Raw genomic sequence first — 21,831 nt, forward strand, 5'->3', positions numbered from 1 at the left:
TTTATATTTTAACATAAATATCCATCCCCCTTATTAAGTGTTGCTCCACAATCTGGCCCGTTTGTTGAATAAATTAACTCACATTTTTTAATACATTTATTATTTTTCAAACGACTTTATTATTTATTAAACAACTATATTATCCGTACACAAAATGCTCTTTAGTATTCCTTCTATACTACTTAATCATAATACCTTGAACTCCCACGAATAATATGAATAATGAACAATACAAATAGATGATTCCGCTCCATATACTTTGAGCTCTTTTATTTTCTCTCAGTCCTACAATAGGAAGCATTGTACTCATAAAGATGAGCATCAATGGTTGCAGGTTGAAGTTTTCTGTGGTCAAACTGTAAATGCTTATTAACAGGACCTGGATTGCGAAAATTATTTGAAAGACCATTAAATATCAAACTTTTTTCACTCACTTTTCTTTTTTTCCTCTCTCTAAAATCTTTTTCGGTTTACCTGCTTAAGACCTCACTTGAATTTCCCATTCTTTGAAGTAATCAACCAATTCTTTATGTAATATCACATCAGAATTCATTATTTCGCATCCTCTATCATCGTAAATATGGAAAATACATTTGGTCCTTACATTTACGATGAAAATATCAGGTGCATAAAGGCAATTTGTTTTTCTTAATTGTGGTTTTAAAGAACGAAAATCCTCATGTATTAATGTTTTTAATAAGAATTCTAATTTTAAATCCGAAACTTTACAGAACAATTCCATTTGCTGGACAATAATTTCACCTTCATCAAATATCCAAGTAAACTCGTGTAAGTGTAATGTGTACTTTCTTCGTTGATCCTTTACATAACGTCGGAAAAAGTTTGGATATGCAGTTTTATTTGTTTCATTTGGATATGAATTCACTACAACTATGACGTCATCCGTTTTACTAAACAACAAGGGGAAAATTTCATCTACCTGCGTATATACTGCATGAAACATTTTCATATTCAATGTTCCATCATCATTAAACTGATAAATGTCTTCGCCTAATTCGACATGGATTCCAAAATCCAAAGAATGATAAATATCTGGTGTTAACGATAATCCTTTATAATGCTCGTCCATTAATTTTGTGATGTGCATCTATTCTTTCCACCTTACTTGTTTTTTCTATGTCGTCTTAATCCATATGTACCTGCCAAAATTAACCCTAAGATTAGCAAAATAATATATATAATATTTTTATTTATAGAATCCACGAGGGAGATACGGTTTTCATCCCCGATATCATGGGAGACTTCCTCAATTGGTTTTACAACTTTTCTTAATTCAGAAATATCTTTTTCTGCTGTTAGCAAAGGCGTCGTTCTTGAGCAAAGACCGACATTATATGCACCATCAGATTCATATGCATATACTAAATACGCTGTATTTAAATTAAAGTCGTAGCCACAACTATCTGTACTTATTGCCGTATAAACGGTCATTTGTTTTTGATTTAGCCCCTTCCAAGATTCTTTCACCTCGAATTTTACACCTATAGGGGCAGCAGATGATAGATTGAACATACTTTTTTCATCTTCAATTTCAACAACTTTCCCAGAGAAAACAGCTGCACTTCGTTCAAATTCTTCCTCCACTGTATTAGGCCCAACACATGAACAAGCATAAGTAGTAGTTGGTGAATAGTTAAAAAGGAAAAGAAAGGTTGTCATAAACAAGATAATCGTAATTTTATTATTTTTCATTCCAATTTTCTTCAAATGATCATCCCCTTTTAACTTAATAGACGATTCTAAATAAGTAAAGTTACAATTATTCCCTGTTTAATTGTCTACTACCTCATTAGTTCATACTCTTTGAAAATCTAATTGACTTCTTTAAGTATTTGCACCAAAAAAAGCAGAAGAATTAGTTAGTTCTTCTGCTTGAGTATTTTTTTAAACATAGCCTTTGAAATTAGTGTTTTTTCCGATAAATAAAGCTAAAAAGCCAGCTGCTATTAGAGAAAGGGAAAGGATACCATAAGCTAAACCTATAAATCCTCTTACATTAACAAATCCACTATAAAATAAACTAATGGCAACAACAATTGACACAATGCCTGGAAGCATTTTTATTAAAAAAGGAAATTCCTTTTTTCTAAACCACCTAGTAAGTGCCAAAATCATAACTACCGGTATAAGAGAAATCAATAAAGGTCCTAAAAGCATCATACAGTCCACCTCTTTTTCAGTTTATTCTTACAATTACATCTTAACATAAATTTCCGTATTTGTTCACATAATTTTCACAAATTTATTTTTATTCTGCAATCAGACGTTTATTTCTCTTATTTTCAATTATTCTATTTAAAAAAACAGAAAAATTTACACCAGTGTACAAGAAGGCTTGCAGGAGATATGAAGAGGCCGTAGAAAAAGCGCATACCAACTAATTGGCTGCGCTATTTCATAAGACAACTCTATTGAACACTTACACCTGTTCGAGATGATTATTAGTTATTTTAAGAGCAATGTTTCACAAATAAGGAAAAATAGATTATACTGAACTGATTATCCTATTTAGGAAGGAGAAATTTCAAATGACCGAGAATAATCAATCTGAAGCACCAAAAAAGAAAATCAGTCTGCAAGAGGCCATAAAGAAGCAGCTTGAAAACAAAAAGAAGCAGTCCTCTGCTCCTAAAGGAAAACAAAATGCCGACCTTTCAACAAAAAAAATGAAAAGTCAGCAAACGAAAAAAACAAGCAATACTCGCAGAAAAATGGGTGTCTAAATAGCTAAGAAAATCGGGCTTCCATCTCTCAATAATACAATTATTCTTTGAGATGAACCGATTATATGCTCTAACTAAAAAATTGACCCTATAAAGTAGACTTTTTCATCGTCAATTTTATAGGGTCATTTTCTCTTTAAGAAAAATAAAAATGGCTATGGGTAACTTTAGATCAATCTTCTCGATGTTAACTTTAACATCTTACATGCTTCCGTTTAAAACCAAGCTTCCCTCTATCGACTTCTTTTTGAATACTTTCATAAGCATTTAGGAAACTACTTTTTTTCGTGTCACGCTTGATTTCTACTGTCCCTATCGCCTTTGCAGTCTCGACTGCCTTTTCATGAAGTGGCAAATATGAAATGCCTACAGTGTATATAAAGTTATTCATAGATGATTTTGTTCGTTCTGGCGAATCGTGAATCGTATTTTTTACATTGTCGAGCATAGTGGCAAGCTTACCTTCTGAAAATTCATTGTCCTTTCGATTCCCTAGTAGCCAACAATAACAACTCCAGCCCGCTGACATTCTCAGCTCTTCACCACTCGCAATCCATTTATCAGCAACTTCTTGGGCAATATCTGACTCTGATAAAGTTACAGCCACTACAAAATCGGACAACATATAAAAATACGCCGTATCCATCCAACGGTCATAATCTGCCTCAGTCATCGCTTTTGGATCCGCAATAATGCCAGCAAAGTACATTGCATCATAGTTCCCAGTAGCATAAAGCTCATTTGCTAAATGCTGATTTATTTTTATTTTCTTAGCGATCGGTTTCATTGCGCCTGTAGCCACGCCGAAAAGCGGTTCACGCGCACCATTTGAAGTATATATTTTTTTAGTTCGTTCCTTGCCAAGGGCTTCAAGCTCCTGCATAACCATTTCTAAATCCATCGTTTAGCACTTCCTTCTTTTTGGAGTTTGCCACTAATATTTGGTCCTTCAAATACTTCACCATTATCCTATAACACGCTATCATTTGTCAGCAAATTTACCGTCCAAGCGTAGTGGATTATGCAGGTATTCACTTAATGCATGTTTTCGATCAGACAATAAGAAAAACAATCGTCACCATTTTAAAAACGGAAATGAATAAAGCGTATAAAAAATATTAATTGGTCTATACTATTAAAGATTTCACTTCAAATCCTATGTGACTAGGAGGGTTAACCCGATGAGTGCGATTGACCGTTAACTCAGAAGAACCATCAATACTGAATATGCTAAAGTACGGTAATCTTAGGGTAACCTAAGATCCATTACGGAAGCGAGGCAGTGTGTCATGGAGGAATAACTGTAAGTGCTAATCAAACCCGGAATGTAAATTCCGGGTTTTTTATTTTGGTTTTGTTTTGCGACGAATGCAAAGCGACATTTTATGTACTGACATTAATTTTTCAGATTTGATACCTCATCGTTAATAACATCCTTTATTTTATCGTTTCCAATTGCTCCATTATGAAATGTATTTGAATCACTCCAATACAGTTGCCTAAATGAAACACTATTATTAAGTTCAATCTCCAAAAATATACGAGTACCTTCAAACTTACTATCATCATTTAATGACCGTACATCTTCTAATTTTAATTTATAAAATTCAGCAAGGAACTTTTCTTTAGAAGACTGTGAAAATGTGTGTAATCTCTTTCCATCTTCGGTACTTTCAATGTAGATATTCTTCACCAGCTTATCCATCGGGAACAGTTCTCCTGCCGTTTTTGCCTTCTTATTTGTGTTGGCCACATAAACGACATCATTTGCACTAACAATTAGGGAAGATGGATACCCTTTTATTTCATAAATTAATGTTCCCTCTTTTAAAAATGCCGCATCACCGTTTTGCATTTTGTGATTACTACATGCATTGTCAGCCATCTTATATGTAACTTTACCAAGTTCTCTACCTTTTTCAAACTTTATAGGAAGGCTTCCTTTCGTTAAATCTGGTAAATGATGCTCGTATGTTATACCATCAATCATCAGTACATCCACCCAATCAATTTCTGCATTAGGAGGACAAGCATTTAAAGATGCGAAGCTACTACAAGCAGATAACAATAAGGCAAATACTAAAATCAATATCATATTTTTAGAATTTTTCATTACAACACCTCCTAGTAATTAGACTCTTATCTTAACTATAAGTTACAAAATGGTCGAATAGCTCCATGAGTATAATACAAAACATAAGTCATTGCAGTAAGATTAGTTTGAGCACGCTCTTACTAACAAAATAATCACTACATTTATCACAACTGAACAAATATTAACTAATGGCCCACTGCCAGGTGCTCCTGCATGGGCTTAAGCCCATGCATTGTTTATAGCAGCACTAGGATTTTTTCGTTGTTCTTTAGCTTTTAATCTTTCTCTTACCTCCTCAGCCATTTTAACCCCTCATTAATATATAGCTTCAATTTGCTTATTAAATAAACCTGCAACGATAAGTGCATAAAGAATTCCTGCTTGTTTGATGAAGGGTCAATGATCGTTGACACTCATGCATAGTACTAAAGGGCTCCTTTACTTTCAAAACCTCAAATACCCTTCAAAAAGGAATGCTGCCCCGTTAGCACAATAAGAAAAAAAGAGCTGTCTAAGCAGCTCAATGATCTTCAACTAAACCCCCGTAGTTCATTACCAACGTATTACTTTAATGGGTCTTTATTAAAAAACGAGGCAATAATTCAAGGAATTTATAAGATAAAGTCTATTAAAGTAAATGCATTTTCAACTTTATCAAAGGTACCCTTTCACTTTTACCATATTGTGTTGCTGTATCCGCTTGAATTGGCTCTAATTTGGATAAAGAGCCTACTCAGTTATATCAAGGCTTATTCATCGATTTCACTCTGCGAAAGTTGAGTTTACTAGTAATTCTTTTTACTTCCTGTATGTGGATCATACTGATAGTACATAGAATGTGTTTCCGCCACTTCCTCTAGGATGAGTTTATCTTCCTTCCAGAATACAGAACGGACGTTGGTAAAGTCTGTTTGCTTGCCTTTTTCTAAATCAAAGATGAACAATTTCGAATCAAAAGCGTCTGTTAAATAGTCTGCTGTTAAATAGCGTCCAGTAGCATCCAGTGCAACTTTCTCCATAATGCCTCCTTTAAGTGTAGCTAACAAGTTGAAGGATTTTGTTTCACGATTGAAAGAAAATAAGGTAACTCCACTCGTTTCATCCATTCCCTGCAAACTAAAAATAACGTTTTTTTCATCATGTGTATTGAGCAAGGAACTAAAACGAATATCTTCAGCTTGAATTAAAGATTGAGGAATGTCTTGTAAAGAAAAAAGTGCCTCCCCCTTGCCATCCTTCACCATTTCAATTTCGTTCTGTTCATTTGCCAAAAGTTCTGTGGTATTTAGCTCTTTCACTGTTTCAATCACATATCGCTCATTTTCCTTCATAAGGGTAAGTTCATACGTGGACACTTTGTAATAAGCAAGAGCTATGTCTGTCCAATAGACTTCAGCTTTTACTGAAGTAGACTGTTCATTGTTTGTCGTCTCCAGTATATGGAAACCGATTTGTTTAGGATTCGAATACGTTAAAAATTCTGGAGGATCTTTAAGTAAGCTTTTTGCAAAGTCATCGTCTCGCACAATCAAAGCTTGTAAATAACTTTTCACCGTTTCAATCTCCGTACTCGATTGTTCACTCAATTCGATTTTCATAATCTTAGCAGGTTCGTTTTCACCATCGTTTCTATTTTTCATAACATATAATGTACGTTCATCATTACCCCAAATGGGAAGCTGATAACGATACATCCCTTTAACCGAAGGCTCATAGCGTGGAGGCGGATTTGTCGTAACCTTGTTTTTTGTCTCCAAATCCATATCCGTAATCCATACATCTTCAAATCCTGAACGCTCTTTCACATACGAAATGTAATTGCCATCGTTTGTAACAGATGGGTTCTTACCACGATCCACAATGGTTTCTTTTCCACTCTTTACGTTGTAAATAATAATTTCACCATGGCGCTCGAAGACAAGTTTTTGTTCCTTCTCAACAAAAGAGGCCATTTCTCCACTTGCAATGATGCTCTCTTCCTTTGTTTGCATATTCACTTCTACAATTTGTTTTTCCTTATCCGTTACTTTTGTTAAATAGATATGATTCTGATCCTTCCATTCTGGATAAATATAACTAGAATCTGAAGTTCCATCTAGCAATTTTTCCGACTTCGTAGTTTTCACATCAAACAAAAACACATCTCCATTATTCGTAAAAAGTAGCTTCTCCTCCTTAGACGAACGGCTAAAACTATTCGGAGCATCATTTAAAACTTGTTTAAATTCATTCTCATAAACAAAAATACCTCTGCCCTCTAATGAAAGATACAAACGTCCATCATGATATGTATAGGCGGTTATCTCCCCGCTCCCAATATCGAGAAACGAAATTGAATTCGCAATCTTTAACGAACTTGCCTTCACGTGTGGCATTTGTTCATTCGACAATAAAAAAGCTAAAAATAAGATAGCGGCCGTAAGTAAAGGAATCCAAGCATTTTTCCATTTCCTCTTCCTACTTTTCTTCACAAATGTTTTACGCAATTGTTTTTTCAAATCAGTGTTAACTTCAATCTCATTTCTTAATTCGTACAGTGTTTTCGTTATTTTTTCGTCCTCCATCATAATCCCCCCAAACATTTCCTCACTAAAACACCTAACTTTTTCGTAATACGATTTGACTTCACACGAAGAGACCCTTCCTCTTTTTTCAAAACGATCGCCATATCTTTAAATTTCAATTCCGCAAAATATCGCAACTCCGTAATTTCTAAATCTTCGTCTGATAAATATCCTAAGCTTTTCTGTAAACATTCCTTCTCCGTTGTACCATCAAACGGATCTTCAAATTGAAGAGGACTCAAATACTGTTCGAATTCATCTCCCATTAAAACACTCTTGTTTTTCCGATAGTAATCAATGACTGTATTTCTTGCGATGGTAAACAGCCAAGCCTTATCATTCGGATGCCCTTCCAACATAGAAAACTTCTCAAACGCCTTCCGAAACACGTCACTAACCAAATCTTCCGTATCCCATTTATTACTTGTCTTCACATACACATACCTATAAATGTCATCAAAATAAGCATCATACAAATCAATAAATTTCACATCAAACCCACTTCCTCCATTTAATCTATCCAGTTGAATAAACGATTCATTTCTTAAAACGTAACATTCCACAAAAATTTTTTTATAGCTAAGTCAGGCTAATTAACCAAAAGGCGATAATGTTTCTCGCTACATTAAGTTATCTTTGAAAAAATCGGTATAACTCTTATCAATATTTGGTCTCGCCGAAAAAGGCATACTATAGGCTTTATCAATACGCTAGAAATAGGACTAATGGTAATCTCGAAACAATCCAGGATTCTTTGAATTTGAATAAGAAAAGGGATGAAGTGGGGATTTCAGGAGTAATACTGACTGGCCAAACGCAAAATTTAAAAGCGTTAGAAATCAAGACATTGTTCGTGGAGCATCAGTAGGTTCTACTGGCCAAATTGCCCTTGTATTAAACCAGAAAAATAACTAGTAGTTATTAGCATTTCAACCGGTCTCTATGACAGTATTTTACATTTTGTTTATTATCATTTTTTCGAAATGCAGTAATGATATAGAAGGATTATCTAAATGCGAAATAAATTGTGTTTCAATAAACAAAAATTCTTTTGGTAAAGCTACACATTGTAACTGATAGTAACGGACATAGCGTTCATAAACAGATCTGGGTAATAAAGTGATGCCTAAACCTGCTGCTACACAACCTAAAATAGCTTCTAAAGAGCCCAGTTCCATTATGCGATAGGATTTAATCTTTTGATGCCGTAAATATTTTTCTAGCTGGAAACGATACGAACAACCAGCGCGAAAAACTAAAATATTCGTACTTTCTATAGAAATATCCTTTGTATGACCTGGATAAATTAAAACCATTTCTTCAACAAATACTGTTTTACTTTGTAACAAGCTATGCTGAATGGGACCTGATATAAAGGCTCCGTCAAGCTCATAATTTAACACTTTATCAAGTAATATCGCAGTTGGATTCGTTTTCAAATTTAATGTAACATTTGGATACATTGTACAGTAATTCGATAGAATAGAAGGTAAATGAATGGCTGCTGTCGTTTCCATCGATCCTATTAGAAGTGAACCAGTGGGATTTTCTTCATCTTGCATTGCATTTTCTGCTAGCTCCATCGTCTTAAATATTTGTATTGCATAATGGTACAATTCTTCCCCTTTCGGCGTGACACTACATCCCCTATTATGGCGATAAAGGAGCTTTGTTTGTAATTGCTCCTCTAACTTATGGATTTTCATCGTAATGTTTGATTGCGAATAATTTAGCCTTTCCGCAGCCACTGAAATACTCCCTAATTCTACAACGAACCGAAATGCTTTTAGTGCCTCAATATCCATCCTCTCACCTCTGCTATCAACTTTATTAATATCAAGTATATAAAATCCGAATTATATTTAATAGCTAAAAGTTGATACGATGAAACAGGGGTGGAATTATGAAAGTGGTTTGTGGGGGCATTCTTCTACTTGCTGTCGCTATGGGTATTGGACGTTTTGCTTATACACCAATGCTATCATTCATGCAACAATCTTCAGGGTGGTCAAGTAGTGAAGCTGTAATAATCGCGATGAGCAATTATTTTGGCTACTTTGTTGGGGCATTATTATTAAGCTTTCTAGTTATAAGTAGAAAAAAAGAAATATTGATATTAGCCCTTTTCATTAATGTGTTAACAACTTTTATGATGGAATTTTGTAATGAATTCCTTCTGTTCTGTGTTATTCGTTTTTTATCAGGGATTTCGAGCGCATTCATATTTATTTTATGTTCCCAAATTGTTCTAAGCTATATTACACGTCTACAAAAAAGCTGGTGGTCAGGTATTTTATATAGTGGCGTAGGGTTGGGAATCGTGATATCAAGTCTCATTTTAATGTTTTTTTCAGATTTATTTATTTGGAGAAGTATTTGGAAGATGCTTGGATATGTAAGTGCTGTACTAAGCGTACTTGGCATCCTTTTAATGCAGCATTCTTCAGAGGAAGAAATTAAAACAACAAAATCCCCCACTCTAAAAAAACCTATTCATTGGCTCATCTTTGCCTATGGTCTAGAGGGCTTAGGTTACATTATCACAGGTACATTTATAGTAGCAATTGCACAAGAAATACCAACTTTACAATGGGATGCAACGATTATTTGGCTCATTGTAGGGATAGTTGCCATACCATCCTGCTGGGTTTGGGTTCGTTTGGCTGAAAAATATCGCTATAAGCATATTTTAGCGATTGCATTATTCGTACAGGCATTTGGAATTGTCATTCCAGCGTTAATAGCTACCAAAGTGGGGTTTTTAATTAGTGCGATCTTATTTGGATTAACCTTTATGGGCATTACAACATTAGCAAATGCAATTGGAAGGGAACACGATGTGCAATCACTCAGCCGACTAACAGCCGTATATGGGCTTGGACAAATGCTTGGGCCTATGATTGCGGGAAAGCTTCTCGACCAACTGCATTTTAGTGCAGCATTCGTTTTCGCTGCAAGTTGTATCGTTCTGGCAAGTAGCATTGTAATGGTTTACTTATTTAAAGAAAGGAAGATGATATATGATATTTAGCGGATTACGTTATCCTATTATTCAAGCTCCAATGGCAGGTGGAGTATCCACTGCTAAATTAGCAATCGCGGTTTCTAAAAATGGAGGACTCGGTTTTCTTGCTGCAGGATATAAAACATCAGATGTATTAGAAACTGAGATAAAAGCATGTATTGAGGCAAATGTTTTATTTGGGGTAAATCTATTTGTACCTTCAAATGAAATGTACGATGAGGTAGCACTACAAACATATAAAAACCAATTAGAAAAGGATTTTCCAATGACATTACCTGCGCCAAAATGGTCAGACGATGAATGGTTTCAAAAGCTGGATTTAGTAGAAAAATATAAAGCACCTTTTGTGAGCTTCACTTTTGGCTGTCCAGAAAAGCAGATTATCAAACGATTACAAAAAATAGGCTGTCAAATTATTGTGACCGTTACAAATACAGAAGAAGCAAAAATTGCATATGAAAGAGCGGCAAATGCCATTTGCGTACAAGGTATAAATGCAGGTGGACATCGAGGAACATTTCAAAATACAGATTCGGTAAATTATGAACCTTTGCACGAATTAATTATAAAAGTTAAAAATGCTGTAAATATGCCGATTATTGCAGCTGGCGGTATTATGACGGGGCAACAAATAAAAATGCTATTGATTGCTGGAGCAAGTGCTGTTCAATTAGGGACTGCTTTTATTTGTTGTGATGAAAGTGGCACGAATAAAGTATACAAGCAAGTGTTAATAGAAGGTCATTTTACAGAAACAGAATTGACAAGAACATTTACAGGGAGGCTAGCAAGAGGTTTATCGAATGACTTTATGAAAAAATATAAACAACAAGCACCGAAAGCATATCCAGCTTTACATTATATGACGCAGCCGATTCGGCAAGAGGCAATAAAAAATGAAAATCCACAAGCTATGTCTCTATGGGCAGGCACAGGATTTAAGATGATACAGCCATTACCAGTGAAGGACTTGCTAGAAAAACTAGTAAAAGAAGCGAATTTATAAGCATATACATCACACATAATATGGTGGAGTGATATTAAAGAGTGCCTAATAAAATCGTAAAAAATGAAAGTATATTTTGATATTTTTCAAGCAAACGGTCCGAAGAATGGAACTTTGTGATTAAAGTAATGATAGTAATCTTTATGTGAGAACAAATATCTTTAGCATGTTTTGATTTTTTTCAAAACATGCTCTTACTCTAATGTGGCCTTGAAAAATATCAATGTAAGTAAATCAAAAAGCCTTATTTAAGACACTGGAACAAGCGCTATATCTAAAAGAAATAATTAAGTTCAAGTACTGATATAAAAGAATAAGCGGCATAAAATATCATATAAATACCGAGAATCATCAACACCTTATCGAGTAGTTTCCAAATGCCCGATTCTTTTTGCATCTCTATGTAATATTTTGCTGTTATAAATACACCGGTCATCAATAAGACTGCACAAGCAATATACGAAACGATGTTCGCGCCATTACTCCCACCTTCCTCGATAGTTAGTATCGCTACCGCTTTGCAGTTTATAAAAGACAAAAATGTATTTAAATAAAGTGCTCTGCTATCCTTCGATTCTAATTTTCTACTTTTCTTTTTCGAAATTTTATACCATTGATTCACATCTTCGGATACATACTGTGCAACGATAGCTTCTGCTTGTTCCGTATATTTTTTTCGAACTTCAACTGTATAAAAGACTTCGTATACTTCATCGTTTTTTTTCAAGCGGAATCTTTCAGATGAACGCTTTAAAATATCTTTGATTCCTATATTAAACGGAACTTTACTTCTCTTTAAGTGTTCGGTAATTGCCAGGAAAGTATCTATCGAATTTCCAACCATTATTTTCTTTCTAAACAAGCTAAGCACCTCTTACGAAATAAGTAAATTACGCTTAATTATACTATTTCATTCACCATCTCCTACAATCCAATATATAACATACATGGACCCTCATTCGTTTAACAACAATCTTTGAGAAAACAGCATAAGAAAAAAGAGCTGCCTATGCAACTCAATGATCTTCAAGTAAAGCACCGTCAGTTTAAGTGCATTTATTCACAAACTTATACTTCTTGTTTCATTTTGGAGGGTGTTAGAGATATACGAAGTTCTACAAACTGACTGTATTTTTTAGTTTAAGAACCTTTTTATACTTTATATAGCAAGCTATTCTCCAAGGAATTAAATAACAAATAACAAGCAAGAAAATTAGCATATTGAGTGTACCTTGTTCGATAGTAGAAATATGTTGTCGAAAATAAAAACGTAAAGCAATTATAATGGCGAAAGTAATTATAAACGCAGGACTTTTCTTAGCATAAATAAAACCATCATTTCGTATTTCATAATCTGACCATAAAATAAGTGGAATAGATAAACCCACTCCTAAAAAAATTGCTATAGATAATTGAAGGTATGTAACGTGCCCAGAAGCGTTTAGAAAAAATGAAAATCCTGGTGTTAAAAATAGAAGTGGAAGAATTATTCGAACTCCTCTGCCTTTGATTGGTTTGTACATAGAACGGATTCTACGAACTAAAATGATCAATCCAATAATTAGAAACATAGAAGTAGCTGGTATTGCAGTTTGCATAAAAACCTCCCTGAATTATATTTATATATATATCTATTATTCCATAAATTTCTACAAAAACAACGTTTTTCCTTATACAACCAACCTTCTCCGTTAATTTAAGTAGAAAAAAGGCTCTACTCCATACTTGAAGTAAAGCACCCTGTTCGTATTATAAGGTCAGCCAGAGAAATCTGGTTGACTATTTTTTATTCAATTTATAGATTGATAGTAGCCGGGGTAGAACGGAAGCACCTGTGGGACTCGATCCCGACAACTAACTTGTTCACCCTCTACTTGTTAACACATGATTAGGCTGGTTACTTAAAGTACTGTACTTCACAATCTGCTTTGTTAAGCAAATCAAAAAAGGCGATACCTTTAAAGTATCGCACTCATTTAGACTAGTTATAATATATTCTTGATTAAACGAATTACCATTCTTGGTATAAACATTAAGATGTTCCAAACTATTTCAAATAAGATTGAATCTCGAATTTCAATAAGCATGTCTTTAAAAAGGCCGCCCTGACCATTCTTTTTCTCTTTCTTTTTCCTGATTTTCATCCTCTATCTCCTAATAACTCACTATTTACTATTTCACCCCTACAAATAATTGTAGCATTTTGTAATATAATGAGTAGCCTTATTTCATTAACCTGTTCCTTTTGTTTAAGTAGAAAAAGGCTCTACTCCTTATTGAAGTAAAGCCCCCGTTCCTTGAAGAACATCTAAAGTGTCCCCTTAAATTTCTCTGGTTTTTCTACATAACTTTCAATTATTAGTCCACATTCAGTACAAATAATATATTCAACATCATACCCAAAGCTTAACTTATTAGATGGATACATAACTGAATAACTACTATGTTGATGACCTTTTCCAAATTCATTTCCACGACATTTAGGGCATTCTGTTACTTTCGTAGTATGTTTCATTTGTAAACCTCCACTTTGGTTTTATATAAATATTATTACGATGTTCCTTATGTAATTATGAATGAACAATAATTTGCTTACATCTTGTTCAACTAAACTCCCCCGTTAATACAATAAGAAAAAAGAGCTGTCCAAGCGCTCAATGGTCTTCAAGTAAAGCCCCCCCATTGTTTAATAAGCCAATTTATCAATATCTTTTTCGCTTTTCTAGCCATAATTGGAATTTGTTTAATAACTTAATACAAATGTAAACGTCCAAAATGGCTATTAGTAAAGCGATAAATAACATACTTATTCCAGTATGATCAAGCGTAACAATCGGTTCCAGTAATCCAAAAATAAGCGATAAAAGAATAGGAATAGTTAAACCAGCCCAAATACCAATAAAAACGGTATCCATATTTATACACCTCATTTTAAATATCCTCTTTAAAACTCTTTGTGAAACTGCATTAGTTAGTTTTTATATTCTAATATCTCCCGGTAATAAAGAGAAATATGAATAAACCTGACCAAAATAACCCAAATAAAAATAGTAATATTCTTTTAAACCTTATCGAAGAAAGATTGAATACTAAATTAACTACTACCAGGATTAAATCTGTCGCACCCATTATAAATAGCATTTCTATATCTTTATTTTTTGAGTATATTGCAGAATACATTAATAGAAATCCAACCAATATCATCAATGACATCATTATTATTGCAATCAAATTTGTTAGTCTACTCCTTGTTTATTACATAAATAATTCTAACAAAAAGCATATAACCAATCATCTGGATAAAAATAGATTTAACTAAAAACATGCCTTTACAAAACCAAAGTTCTTCTTAAACTAAACTGCATCGTTACTTTAAGTATATTCTTTCACAATCTCAATAGGGTCCCGTCAGAAAAGTGCGGATTTACAACGTTAAGAAATGAGCAACGTATGCAAGATTCTATTCAAGACTTGAGCCAGTGCAGTTTCTTTTGAACAGCGTTTAAAATCTTGTTGTATCTAAGTTCAAACGATAGTGCATAAGAAGGTGTATATGAATAGAACAACAAACTTCCATTTGGGAACGTTTATTATATTTGTTTTATGCACTTTATAAATCCTTGTTGCACTAAATCACTCCGTTAGCACAATCAGCCACTTAACTTTGAGTTCATTTCATAATTGTATTTCATAATAATTTGCATCGTCAGAGAGATACTAACTAGAGTAACTATGAGTAGTAAAATCCCATCATCATTACTCAAATCAAACCTATAGACAACACTTAAACAAATCACACAGCTTAACGAATTTAAGCCGAATAAAATCCCCCAAATGACTTCCTTGAATCTTTTATAGGCTCTATTACCAGTTAAATATCTTATATAAAAAGAACACACAAAACCCATTCCTACTATGATTAGTGAGGACTTTATGAAGGATGATGTTAAGGTAATCGGCTCTTCCCAAGACATATCAGTATAAATAATGTTAGAGAAATTAATCATATTGAAAACGAAAACACAGAGAAGTACATAAAAAAATAAAACCCATTCGGCTACATAAATCATCAGCAATAAAAGCCTTTTTAACATCGTCTTACCTACCATTCGTTTGTATTTTCTATAAACTTTATAGACTCTAACTTACAAAGAGTGAAATTGGGAAAAGTTTCTCATTAAACAAATTCCTTCTTCCGCTAACCTGCTTCGTTAGCACCATAAAAAAAAGAGCTGTTTAAGCAGCTCAATGATCTTATAGTGATAGGTAAGCCTTTGACGTTATCTTCGGCTTTTACCTCACATTATCAACTATACTTTTTCTAGATAAATCTATTTTAATTTTTTTAAGAGTTTTACATATTCACCATATTCGTCTTCACCAATAAATAATACGTTAGTAAATCCCTTCTTTTCATATAGGTGTCTTGCATTTAAGTTATCTGTATCCACACCAAGTGCTATTTCCTCATATCCAAGTTGTTCAGCGTAATCAATCAAATAATCAAGTATAATGCCACCTATTCCACGATTGTGAAATTCTTCTTTAACTATCATACGAGATAGGTAAATCCGTTTATCTGGAATAGTATAGTCTGGGTCATTGTTTCTAAAAACTAACGAACCTTCTCCTATAAAATTGTTATTTTCTAAATAAATAAAGGTAATTCTGTTTCCGTTTACTAATTCGTCATAAAACATCTTCGCCATTTTTGGTTTCTTGTCCATATCCCAAATATTACTGCACTTATTATAGTCTTCGAGATTTAATTTCTTTATTTTATAAGAAGTCATACCATATCCCTCTCTTAGTTAAATTGTTTTGAAATGTAACAAAGGAACAAAATCAGTTGTTTCACTAAACTACTTCGTTAGCACAAGAAGAGACCGCTCTAATTGAACAAACGCCCTCCGTTAGTTAAATAAAAGAAGTGCTGCCTGAACAACTTAATGATCTTCTACTAAAGACCTTGTTAATAACAAGTTAATTTATATCTCCAAGATAAACTGGTGAATTTTCACCAGTTAAATATCCAATTATATATTTTCTTAACTCCTTGGGGTATAGCCTGTAATTTAATAAATCCTCAATACGAATCCACTCAACACCTACCTGATGATTATCAGGATTTGTTGGTTTTATTGGAATTTCAGTTCTACTTAGCTGACATAAAAAATAATATTCTATTTGATGAACATCAAAATCAAATTCGGCGTATTCATGATTTTTCCCTATATACTCCCTGATATGTAATAATTCTTTGATATCTATATTAAGTCCAATTTCTTCAATACACTCTCTTTTTAAAGTGGTATGGAATGTTTCACCATGTTCTTGCCCTCCACCAGGACAAAGAAAAAAATACCCCTCGTCATCTTGGTTTTTAGTTAATAATATTTTTTCCCCATCCAAAATAATTGCCTTTACTGAGTTTCTAACTTTCATATCTTTCCCTCACTTCTTTTTATATCTAAATTATAGCATTTGTTATTCAACTAAACTGCATCGTTACTTTAAGTATATTCTTTCACAGTCTCATTAGGGTCCCGTCAGAAAAGTGCGGATTTACAACGTTAAGAAATGAGCAACGTATGCAAGATTTTATTCAAGACTTGAGCCAGTGCAGTTTCTTTTGAACAGCGTTTAAAATCTTGTTGTATCTAAGTTCAAACGATAGTGCATAAAAAGATGTATATGAATAGATCAAAAAACACTTAAAACATTGATATGACAACGTTTTAAGTGTTTTTTTGTGACACCAAACTTTTATTTTGGAAAGTTATTTAGGTTTATTTTGCATACTTTATAAATCTTTAATGAACTAAAGTAATCTTGAATTTAATAAAAATAGAGACGCTACTTAATAGTGCAGGTTCAATTTAATTAAAAATCATTAGACCAACTTGCGAGCCAAGACCTGTTTCCCAGAAAAATAGGAAAACAGCCATAACGAGGAACCAAGAAATTCGCCAAGCCTTGTTGGGGCGTACAAATTGAAGGAAATAAAAGATACCCCAGATGACATACGAAAGCCCAATTCCAAACCACATAGAGGAAGGTACTCCACCCCCACTCATTCCGGCCCCAAATAAGGCTAGAAGGTTAAATGACAACAATAAAAACAAAAGAAAAATATTATAAATATGAAAAGCTTTTTTACTCAATTATATACCTCCTCATCAATATGGCCCTATTGTTGAAGACTATCAAGCAAATCATCCCCTTTAAAATAAACTTCAATGAACCTATTACTTTTAATACGCCCGAAATGATTTTAAGTTCCATATATAAACAAATTTACCATTTAAAATTAACAAAAATCCATGCTTATTTAACTAAACTGCGCCGTTAGTTGAAGTATAACCTTCCTAAAGCGTCGTTTGGAGACGCTTTTGAAATGCTTAATGCACTAAAGCACTCGTTAGCCAGCCATGTTGCGTAAAATCTATGCTACACCACAGAAAATGAAAGATTATTACGTTCTTTCATGGGAGTTCAATGAAGAAAGAGCTACATATGCAGTTTAATGATCTCCAGTAACGCACCCGTTCGTTGTATAACTTCTATTTCTTTAATGGCATGAATAACGAGGGGTTTAATTCTTCGCTTTCAATCACAATAGCAGTCAATCCTATATCGGATTTTGTTTCATGCCATTCATGTTTTCTCCAAAATACTGCATCTCCTGATCGAACTTTGAAGTATTCGTCTTTTTCACTACGGACATAACCTTCACCATTTAAGATTAATAATAGTTGAGGTACTACTGCTTGATGGTAACCAACATACCTTTTTTGTCTAAGTGCATACACCCTATATTAACTGACTTATCTATTTGAATAATACGTGACATAACAAAGTCTGAATTGAATTTTGAAATCATCTTACCACTATCTTTACTAAATTTATAAAACTCCATTTTGCACCTCCGAAGGCTTAGAATATATTCTTACTTATTCAAGAATATTATACAAAAATCCTTTACTCTATTATCGAACAAATCTGCTACATTAGTTTAAGTAGGATTTCTCACAAATTCTCGTATATTCGCAATAGCAAGTGGATTACACATTATTTATTAGTTAACTGGAAATATTAAGTAAATATATCTAATAATTGACGATAATATTCATAGAAGAAGATATGAATATCTCAAGAAAGGAAGCGTGATAACATTGAATATAAATTCTCTTTCTACAGAAAATATACTTTTCACACAAAAACTCCTGCAAGAATTGTCTGAAAACAAAAAATTAAATTTATCAGAAGATCAAAAAACTGCTTTCAAAAATGTATTAACAGATACTCTTCTTAATAGTTCAAGTATAAAAGATTTATCTGATATACAAAGACAGTCAATATTAAAAGATGCTAAAGTATCAAATATATTAGACTTGTACAGTGAGAATGGTTTTCTAAATCCACTTGAAACTAAATTAGATAAGGATAGTAATTTATCCACTGTACAGAAGCAACTAATGAATAGCAATGGTTTAACTAGTGAGGGTACTATCTCGTCCTCAACTAACATACTTCTTGATGCCATAGCAAATTCTACATCGAAACAAAATAAAGTAACGGATAAGGCACAAGTTGGAAACAACAACGCTGTTAAAGCTAAGGCAAAATCTTCATATCAGCAACAAATCCCGTTAAGTATAAGTACGAATATGGGAGTTATGACTTCTAGAATCGAACACATTAAATCTAACTTCTTTGCATAGGACTCATCCTCTTTTTCATTGAAGAATCTGAGATATAACTATCTTCCTCTGCTTAAAGTGGCGGTATAACACCGCCCTTTAAAACTTAATACTTCATTTAAGATCTTGGCATACATCAAATTACTACATAATATTTACTGCACAATTTTATCGGTTAACCCTAATAATGCACTGTAATCAATTGAACAAATTGTTATTATGAGGGTAATACCCGACTATAACTTCTACAAGTTTAAGGGTTCTATCTTGAATAAACATACCCCTGCAAGAGTTGCATTTTTCACTTATTAAAGAAATGTTCTTACTTATTAACAAAGTATCGCCGCCACAATAACATATTGGAACCTCTTTTTTAAACTCCATTTACCTCACCATTCCTGTAACTGAATATTCTACTCAAAGTGTGCAGTAACTTTACATTTATTTAAATGTTTAATCATGTAAGCCAATAACTTTAATAATCCACTTCAAAATTTAACGATTTAATTAATAGTAAGATTGTTAGCCAATTGCCCTTCACTCCATTTTTTGAATGAATAATATATTACAAATGGAGGTGGAAAAATGGATAACTGTAGTAACTGTAATAAACAATCTTGCTTATGCGGAAGACAGGTCGGCCCTTTCAGAGCTGTTGAACTCTGTGGAATTACTGCCGGGTCTCCTATACCAATAACAACAACATGTAGTGGTTTATGTGAATACGGATATATATATAATCTAGGTGCTGAGGTTGTAGCTATAGATGCTGATATTATTTTTGATTCAACAGGCATAGCTACCCCTGGAATTACCCATGTTCCAGGAACCTCCCAAATTATTGTTACCACACCGGGAATCTACGAGATTAATTTCGTCGTATCAGGTGTTGAGCCTAATCAATTCACACTATTTTTAAATGGCGCACCGGTTACGGGAACAACCTATGGTTCAGGGGCTGGCACTCAACAAAACACTGGTCAGGCAATAATTTCTTTAACATCCGGCGGTAGTCTTACACTTAGAAATCATTCTTCTGCTGCAGCAGTTACTCTGCAGACTTTGGCAGGAGGCACACAAATAAACGTAAATGCTTCTATTATACTTAAATTGTTAAGTCCAATTGTCTAGAGATAAAATACTAGGTATGATTTTCTTCATTTCTAAACTTCAAAAGAATAGGTTCTCCATTAGTTAGGAGTAATTAACCTTTAGCGCAGGAATTACTCCTCTTTTCTTTTTAGATTTATTCACCCTTCCTGAACAAAATTTATCAAGTTTTCCAAACTCGTTTACCAATACGATAGACGTTATTGTTCTCTGTACGGAAAACGTTGTAATCGGCAATATCAATGCTAATATGAATATCTGTTTCTTTTGTTATAGACTTATTCCAAACTTCTGTCACTTTTCCTGTTTCGATACGTTCGATAGATTCGAAATTTACATAGAAATGCAGTTGCATTTATTCACCTAATTTCTGTTCAATTTTCTTTCTGACACGAATATACTCATATTGTTCAGTAAAATTTATTTTTCATGAATTTTATTTCTGATTTTGCCCATACTACACCTGTTTGAAAATGACGAAATAAAATTGAAAAGGAAGTGCAAGTATGGGTATGTTTAGCGGTAATCCAAAAGACGAACCATTACATTATGGTGAGGTGTTCAGTATCTGGACAAATCTTGCTACAAACTATGGCATGATTGCTGGGTATCAAACATTTTATAATCATACTGGTGACAAAGACTTAAAAAAAATCATAGAAGAATTTATTCAAGGCGCTAAAGAGGAAGTTAAGCAATTAGAAGAGATTCTAAAAACCAATGGCATTGCATTACCTCCTGCACCACCTGAACGTCCAGAAGCAAGACTAGAAGATATCCCTCCTGGTGCAAAGTTTAATGATCCTGAAATCAGTGCCGCATTATCATTAGACGCTGCTGCTGGCTTAGTTGCATGTAGTCAAGCAATGGGTATGTCTATTAGAGAAGACATCGGCTTAATGTATGGTCAATTCCATACAGCTAAAGCACAGCTTGGCGCCAAACTATTACGCCTTAATAAAAATAAAGGTTGGCTTGTACCTCCACCATTACATGTAGATCATCCAGAAAAATAATAATTATTAATTAAGCCTGATTAAACCGACAAATTAGTTCCCCAGTATAAAGCTGGGGATTTTTCAATTTGACTGAGTATCTTGGAAATATCTCTATTGCACAATATTTATCAATTAACGATTTCAATTTCGTCTGCACTTACATAGTCGTCTACATCGAAATATGGTGAATAACCTGTTACATTCCCATCTGAATGAAGCACGCTGTCATATACTCGACCAGCTATGAAAACTCGTCTCAAATGCCCCCAATCTTCCCAGTAGATGTTTTTCTTTGCCTTGAAATGAATCGGTTTATCTGAGCGTTTTTCATCACCTAAAGCTCTATCTTTCGCATGTGAATCCGTTCGATTACGCGCCATTTCACTTACTCCCTTCGTATTGAACAATATTTTTCGAAAAATACTCAAATTGATTATTAGTTTGCTTTAACGTATAACGACACTGCTGCTTTTTACTTTTAATTTCCGAGGCCATCAACTATACAAAACTACAATTTCAACATAGTTATAGTAGTGTTAAGCAAAATCGCTTGGCAATCCCACATAAGATCACCCAATAATTACTA

24 protein-coding genes and 1 pseudogene are annotated in these 21,831 nt (G+C 33.6%); 6 read left to right on the forward strand and 19 right to left on the reverse strand.

What is annotated here, in order from left to right:
- Positions 1-178: 178 nt before the first annotated feature.
- The 4 genes from ACIQZG_RS11530 to ACIQZG_RS11545 all read right to left on the reverse strand — a co-directional run bounded on the left by ACIQZG_RS11530 (position 179) and on the right by ACIQZG_RS11545 (position 2,181).
- On the reverse strand, positions 179-409 hold the full coding sequence (locus ACIQZG_RS11530; protein ID WP_402755329.1) for a DUF3953 domain-containing protein: 231 nt from the start codon (positions 407-409) through the stop codon (positions 179-181).
- Between the two features lie 69 nt (positions 410-478).
- Positions 479-1,108, reverse strand: coding sequence for a DUF3885 domain-containing protein (locus ACIQZG_RS11535; RefSeq protein ID WP_402755330.1), 630 nt, complete (start codon positions 1,106-1,108; stop codon positions 479-481).
- Between the two features lie 14 nt (positions 1,109-1,122).
- A complete protein-coding gene (locus tag ACIQZG_RS11540; protein ID WP_402755331.1) occupies positions 1,123-1,728 on the reverse strand; it encodes a hypothetical protein in 606 nt (201 codons plus the stop codon).
- Positions 1,729-1,905: 177 nt separating this feature from the next.
- Entirely contained in the window at positions 1,906-2,181 is a 276-nt protein-coding gene (locus ACIQZG_RS11545; RefSeq protein WP_402755332.1) for a hypothetical protein, read from the reverse strand.
- 368 nt (positions 2,182-2,549) lie between these two features.
- Between ACIQZG_RS11545 and ACIQZG_RS11550 the strand changes: the two genes are divergently transcribed.
- Positions 2,550-2,744 carry a hypothetical protein gene (locus ACIQZG_RS11550; RefSeq protein WP_402755333.1) on the forward strand — a complete coding sequence of 65 codons (195 nt, stop codon included), beginning with the start codon at positions 2,550-2,552 and terminating at the stop codon, positions 2,742-2,744.
- 193 nt (positions 2,745-2,937) lie between these two features.
- Here ACIQZG_RS11550 and ACIQZG_RS11555 read toward each other — a convergent pair whose 3' ends face one another.
- From ACIQZG_RS11555 to ACIQZG_RS11575, 5 genes are all read right to left on the reverse strand, one after another.
- Positions 2,938-3,645 carry a DNA alkylation repair protein gene (locus ACIQZG_RS11555; protein ID WP_402755334.1) on the reverse strand — a complete coding sequence of 236 codons (708 nt, stop codon included), beginning with the start codon at positions 3,643-3,645 and terminating at the stop codon, positions 2,938-2,940.
- Positions 3,646-4,140: 495 nt separating this feature from the next.
- Entirely contained in the window at positions 4,141-4,857 is a 717-nt protein-coding gene (locus ACIQZG_RS11560; protein WP_402755335.1) for a hypothetical protein, read from the reverse strand.
- Positions 4,858-5,624: 767 nt separating this feature from the next.
- Entirely contained in the window at positions 5,625-7,403 is a 1,779-nt protein-coding gene (locus ACIQZG_RS11565) for a TolB family protein (protein ID WP_402755336.1), read from the reverse strand.
- Positions 7,403-7,894, reverse strand: a complete 492-nt coding sequence (locus ACIQZG_RS11570) for an RNA polymerase sigma factor (protein ID WP_402755337.1) — start codon at positions 7,892-7,894, stop codon at positions 7,403-7,405. The genes ACIQZG_RS11565 and ACIQZG_RS11570 overlap by 1 nt, the downstream gene beginning before the upstream one ends.
- A gap of 462 nt (positions 7,895-8,356) precedes the next feature.
- On the reverse strand, positions 8,357-9,208 hold the full coding sequence (locus ACIQZG_RS11575; RefSeq protein WP_402755338.1) for a LysR family transcriptional regulator: 852 nt from the start codon (positions 9,206-9,208) through the stop codon (positions 8,357-8,359).
- A gap of 98 nt (positions 9,209-9,306) precedes the next feature.
- On the opposite strand from ACIQZG_RS11575, the gene ACIQZG_RS11580 reads away from it, so the two are divergent.
- Positions 9,307-10,434: a YbfB/YjiJ family MFS transporter gene (locus tag ACIQZG_RS11580; protein ID WP_402755339.1), complete on the forward strand. Its 1,128-nt coding sequence runs from the start codon at positions 9,307-9,309 to the stop codon at positions 10,432-10,434.
- Entirely contained in the window at positions 10,424-11,434 is a 1,011-nt protein-coding gene (locus ACIQZG_RS11585; protein WP_402755340.1) for an NAD(P)H-dependent flavin oxidoreductase, read from the forward strand. Before ACIQZG_RS11580 ends, ACIQZG_RS11585 begins: the two co-directional genes overlap by 11 nt.
- Positions 11,435-11,708: 274 nt before the next feature.
- On the opposite strand, the gene ACIQZG_RS11590 is transcribed toward ACIQZG_RS11585, so the two are convergent.
- The 8 genes and pseudogenes from ACIQZG_RS11590 to ACIQZG_RS11625 form a co-directional block, all read right to left on the reverse strand.
- Positions 11,709-12,296 (reverse strand): hypothetical protein, encoded by a 588-nt coding sequence (locus tag ACIQZG_RS11590; RefSeq protein ID WP_402755341.1) that lies wholly within the window; start codon positions 12,294-12,296, stop codon positions 11,709-11,711.
- A gap of 253 nt (positions 12,297-12,549) precedes the next feature.
- The gene (locus ACIQZG_RS11595) at positions 12,550-13,032 is read right to left on the reverse strand and encodes a CcdC protein domain-containing protein (RefSeq protein WP_402755342.1); all 483 of its coding nucleotides are present in this window, start codon (positions 13,030-13,032) and stop codon (positions 12,550-12,552) included.
- A gap of 710 nt (positions 13,033-13,742) precedes the next feature.
- A complete protein-coding gene (locus tag ACIQZG_RS11600; protein ID WP_402755343.1) occupies positions 13,743-13,949 on the reverse strand; it encodes a transcription initiation factor TFIIIB in 207 nt (68 codons plus the stop codon).
- Positions 13,950-14,136: 187 nt separating this feature from the next.
- Positions 14,137-14,349 (reverse strand): hypothetical protein, encoded by a 213-nt coding sequence (locus ACIQZG_RS11605; RefSeq protein ID WP_402755344.1) that lies wholly within the window; start codon positions 14,347-14,349, stop codon positions 14,137-14,139.
- 1,416 nt (positions 14,350-15,765) lie between these two features.
- A complete protein-coding gene (locus ACIQZG_RS11610; protein ID WP_402755345.1) occupies positions 15,766-16,227 on the reverse strand; it encodes a GNAT family N-acetyltransferase in 462 nt (153 codons plus the stop codon).
- 190 nt (positions 16,228-16,417) lie between these two features.
- Positions 16,418-16,879, reverse strand: coding sequence for an NUDIX domain-containing protein (locus tag ACIQZG_RS11615; RefSeq protein WP_402755346.1), 462 nt, complete (start codon positions 16,877-16,879; stop codon positions 16,418-16,420).
- Between the two features lie 434 nt (positions 16,880-17,313).
- On the reverse strand, positions 17,314-17,598 hold the full coding sequence (locus tag ACIQZG_RS11620; protein ID WP_402755347.1) for a hypothetical protein: 285 nt from the start codon (positions 17,596-17,598) through the stop codon (positions 17,314-17,316).
- A gap of 399 nt (positions 17,599-17,997) precedes the next feature.
- Positions 17,998-18,353, reverse strand: a pseudogene (locus tag ACIQZG_RS11625) (cupin).
- A 256-nt stretch (positions 18,354-18,609) separates the two neighbouring features.
- Between ACIQZG_RS11625 and ACIQZG_RS11630 the strand changes: the two are divergent.
- On the forward strand, positions 18,610-19,158 hold the full coding sequence (locus ACIQZG_RS11630) for a hypothetical protein (protein ID WP_402755348.1): 549 nt from the start codon (positions 18,610-18,612) through the stop codon (positions 19,156-19,158).
- Between the two features lie 564 nt (positions 19,159-19,722).
- Positions 19,723-20,268, forward strand: a complete 546-nt coding sequence (locus tag ACIQZG_RS11635; protein WP_402755349.1) for a BclA C-terminal domain-containing protein — start codon at positions 19,723-19,725, stop codon at positions 20,266-20,268.
- 142 nt (positions 20,269-20,410) lie between these two features.
- Here ACIQZG_RS11635 and ACIQZG_RS11640 read toward each other — a convergent pair whose 3' ends face one another.
- Positions 20,411-20,602 (reverse strand): hypothetical protein, encoded by a 192-nt coding sequence (locus ACIQZG_RS11640; RefSeq protein ID WP_402755350.1) that lies wholly within the window; start codon positions 20,600-20,602, stop codon positions 20,411-20,413.
- 151 nt (positions 20,603-20,753) lie between these two features.
- Here ACIQZG_RS11640 and ACIQZG_RS11645 point away from each other — a divergent pair, with 151 nt between their 5' ends.
- Positions 20,754-21,263 carry a DUF3231 family protein gene (locus ACIQZG_RS11645; RefSeq protein ID WP_402755351.1) on the forward strand — a complete coding sequence of 170 codons (510 nt, stop codon included), beginning with the start codon at positions 20,754-20,756 and terminating at the stop codon, positions 21,261-21,263.
- A gap of 110 nt (positions 21,264-21,373) precedes the next feature.
- Here the strand turns inward: ACIQZG_RS11645 and ACIQZG_RS11650 are convergent, their stop codons facing one another.
- A complete protein-coding gene (locus ACIQZG_RS11650; RefSeq protein WP_402755352.1) occupies positions 21,374-21,625 on the reverse strand; it encodes a hypothetical protein in 252 nt (83 codons plus the stop codon).
- Positions 21,626-21,831 lie beyond the last annotated feature (206 nt).

Origin of the sequence: Lysinibacillus sp. NPDC096418, from assembly GCF_044762775.1 — a bacterium.
Taxonomy (GTDB): domain Bacteria; phylum Bacillota; class Bacilli; order Bacillales_A; family Planococcaceae; genus Lysinibacillus.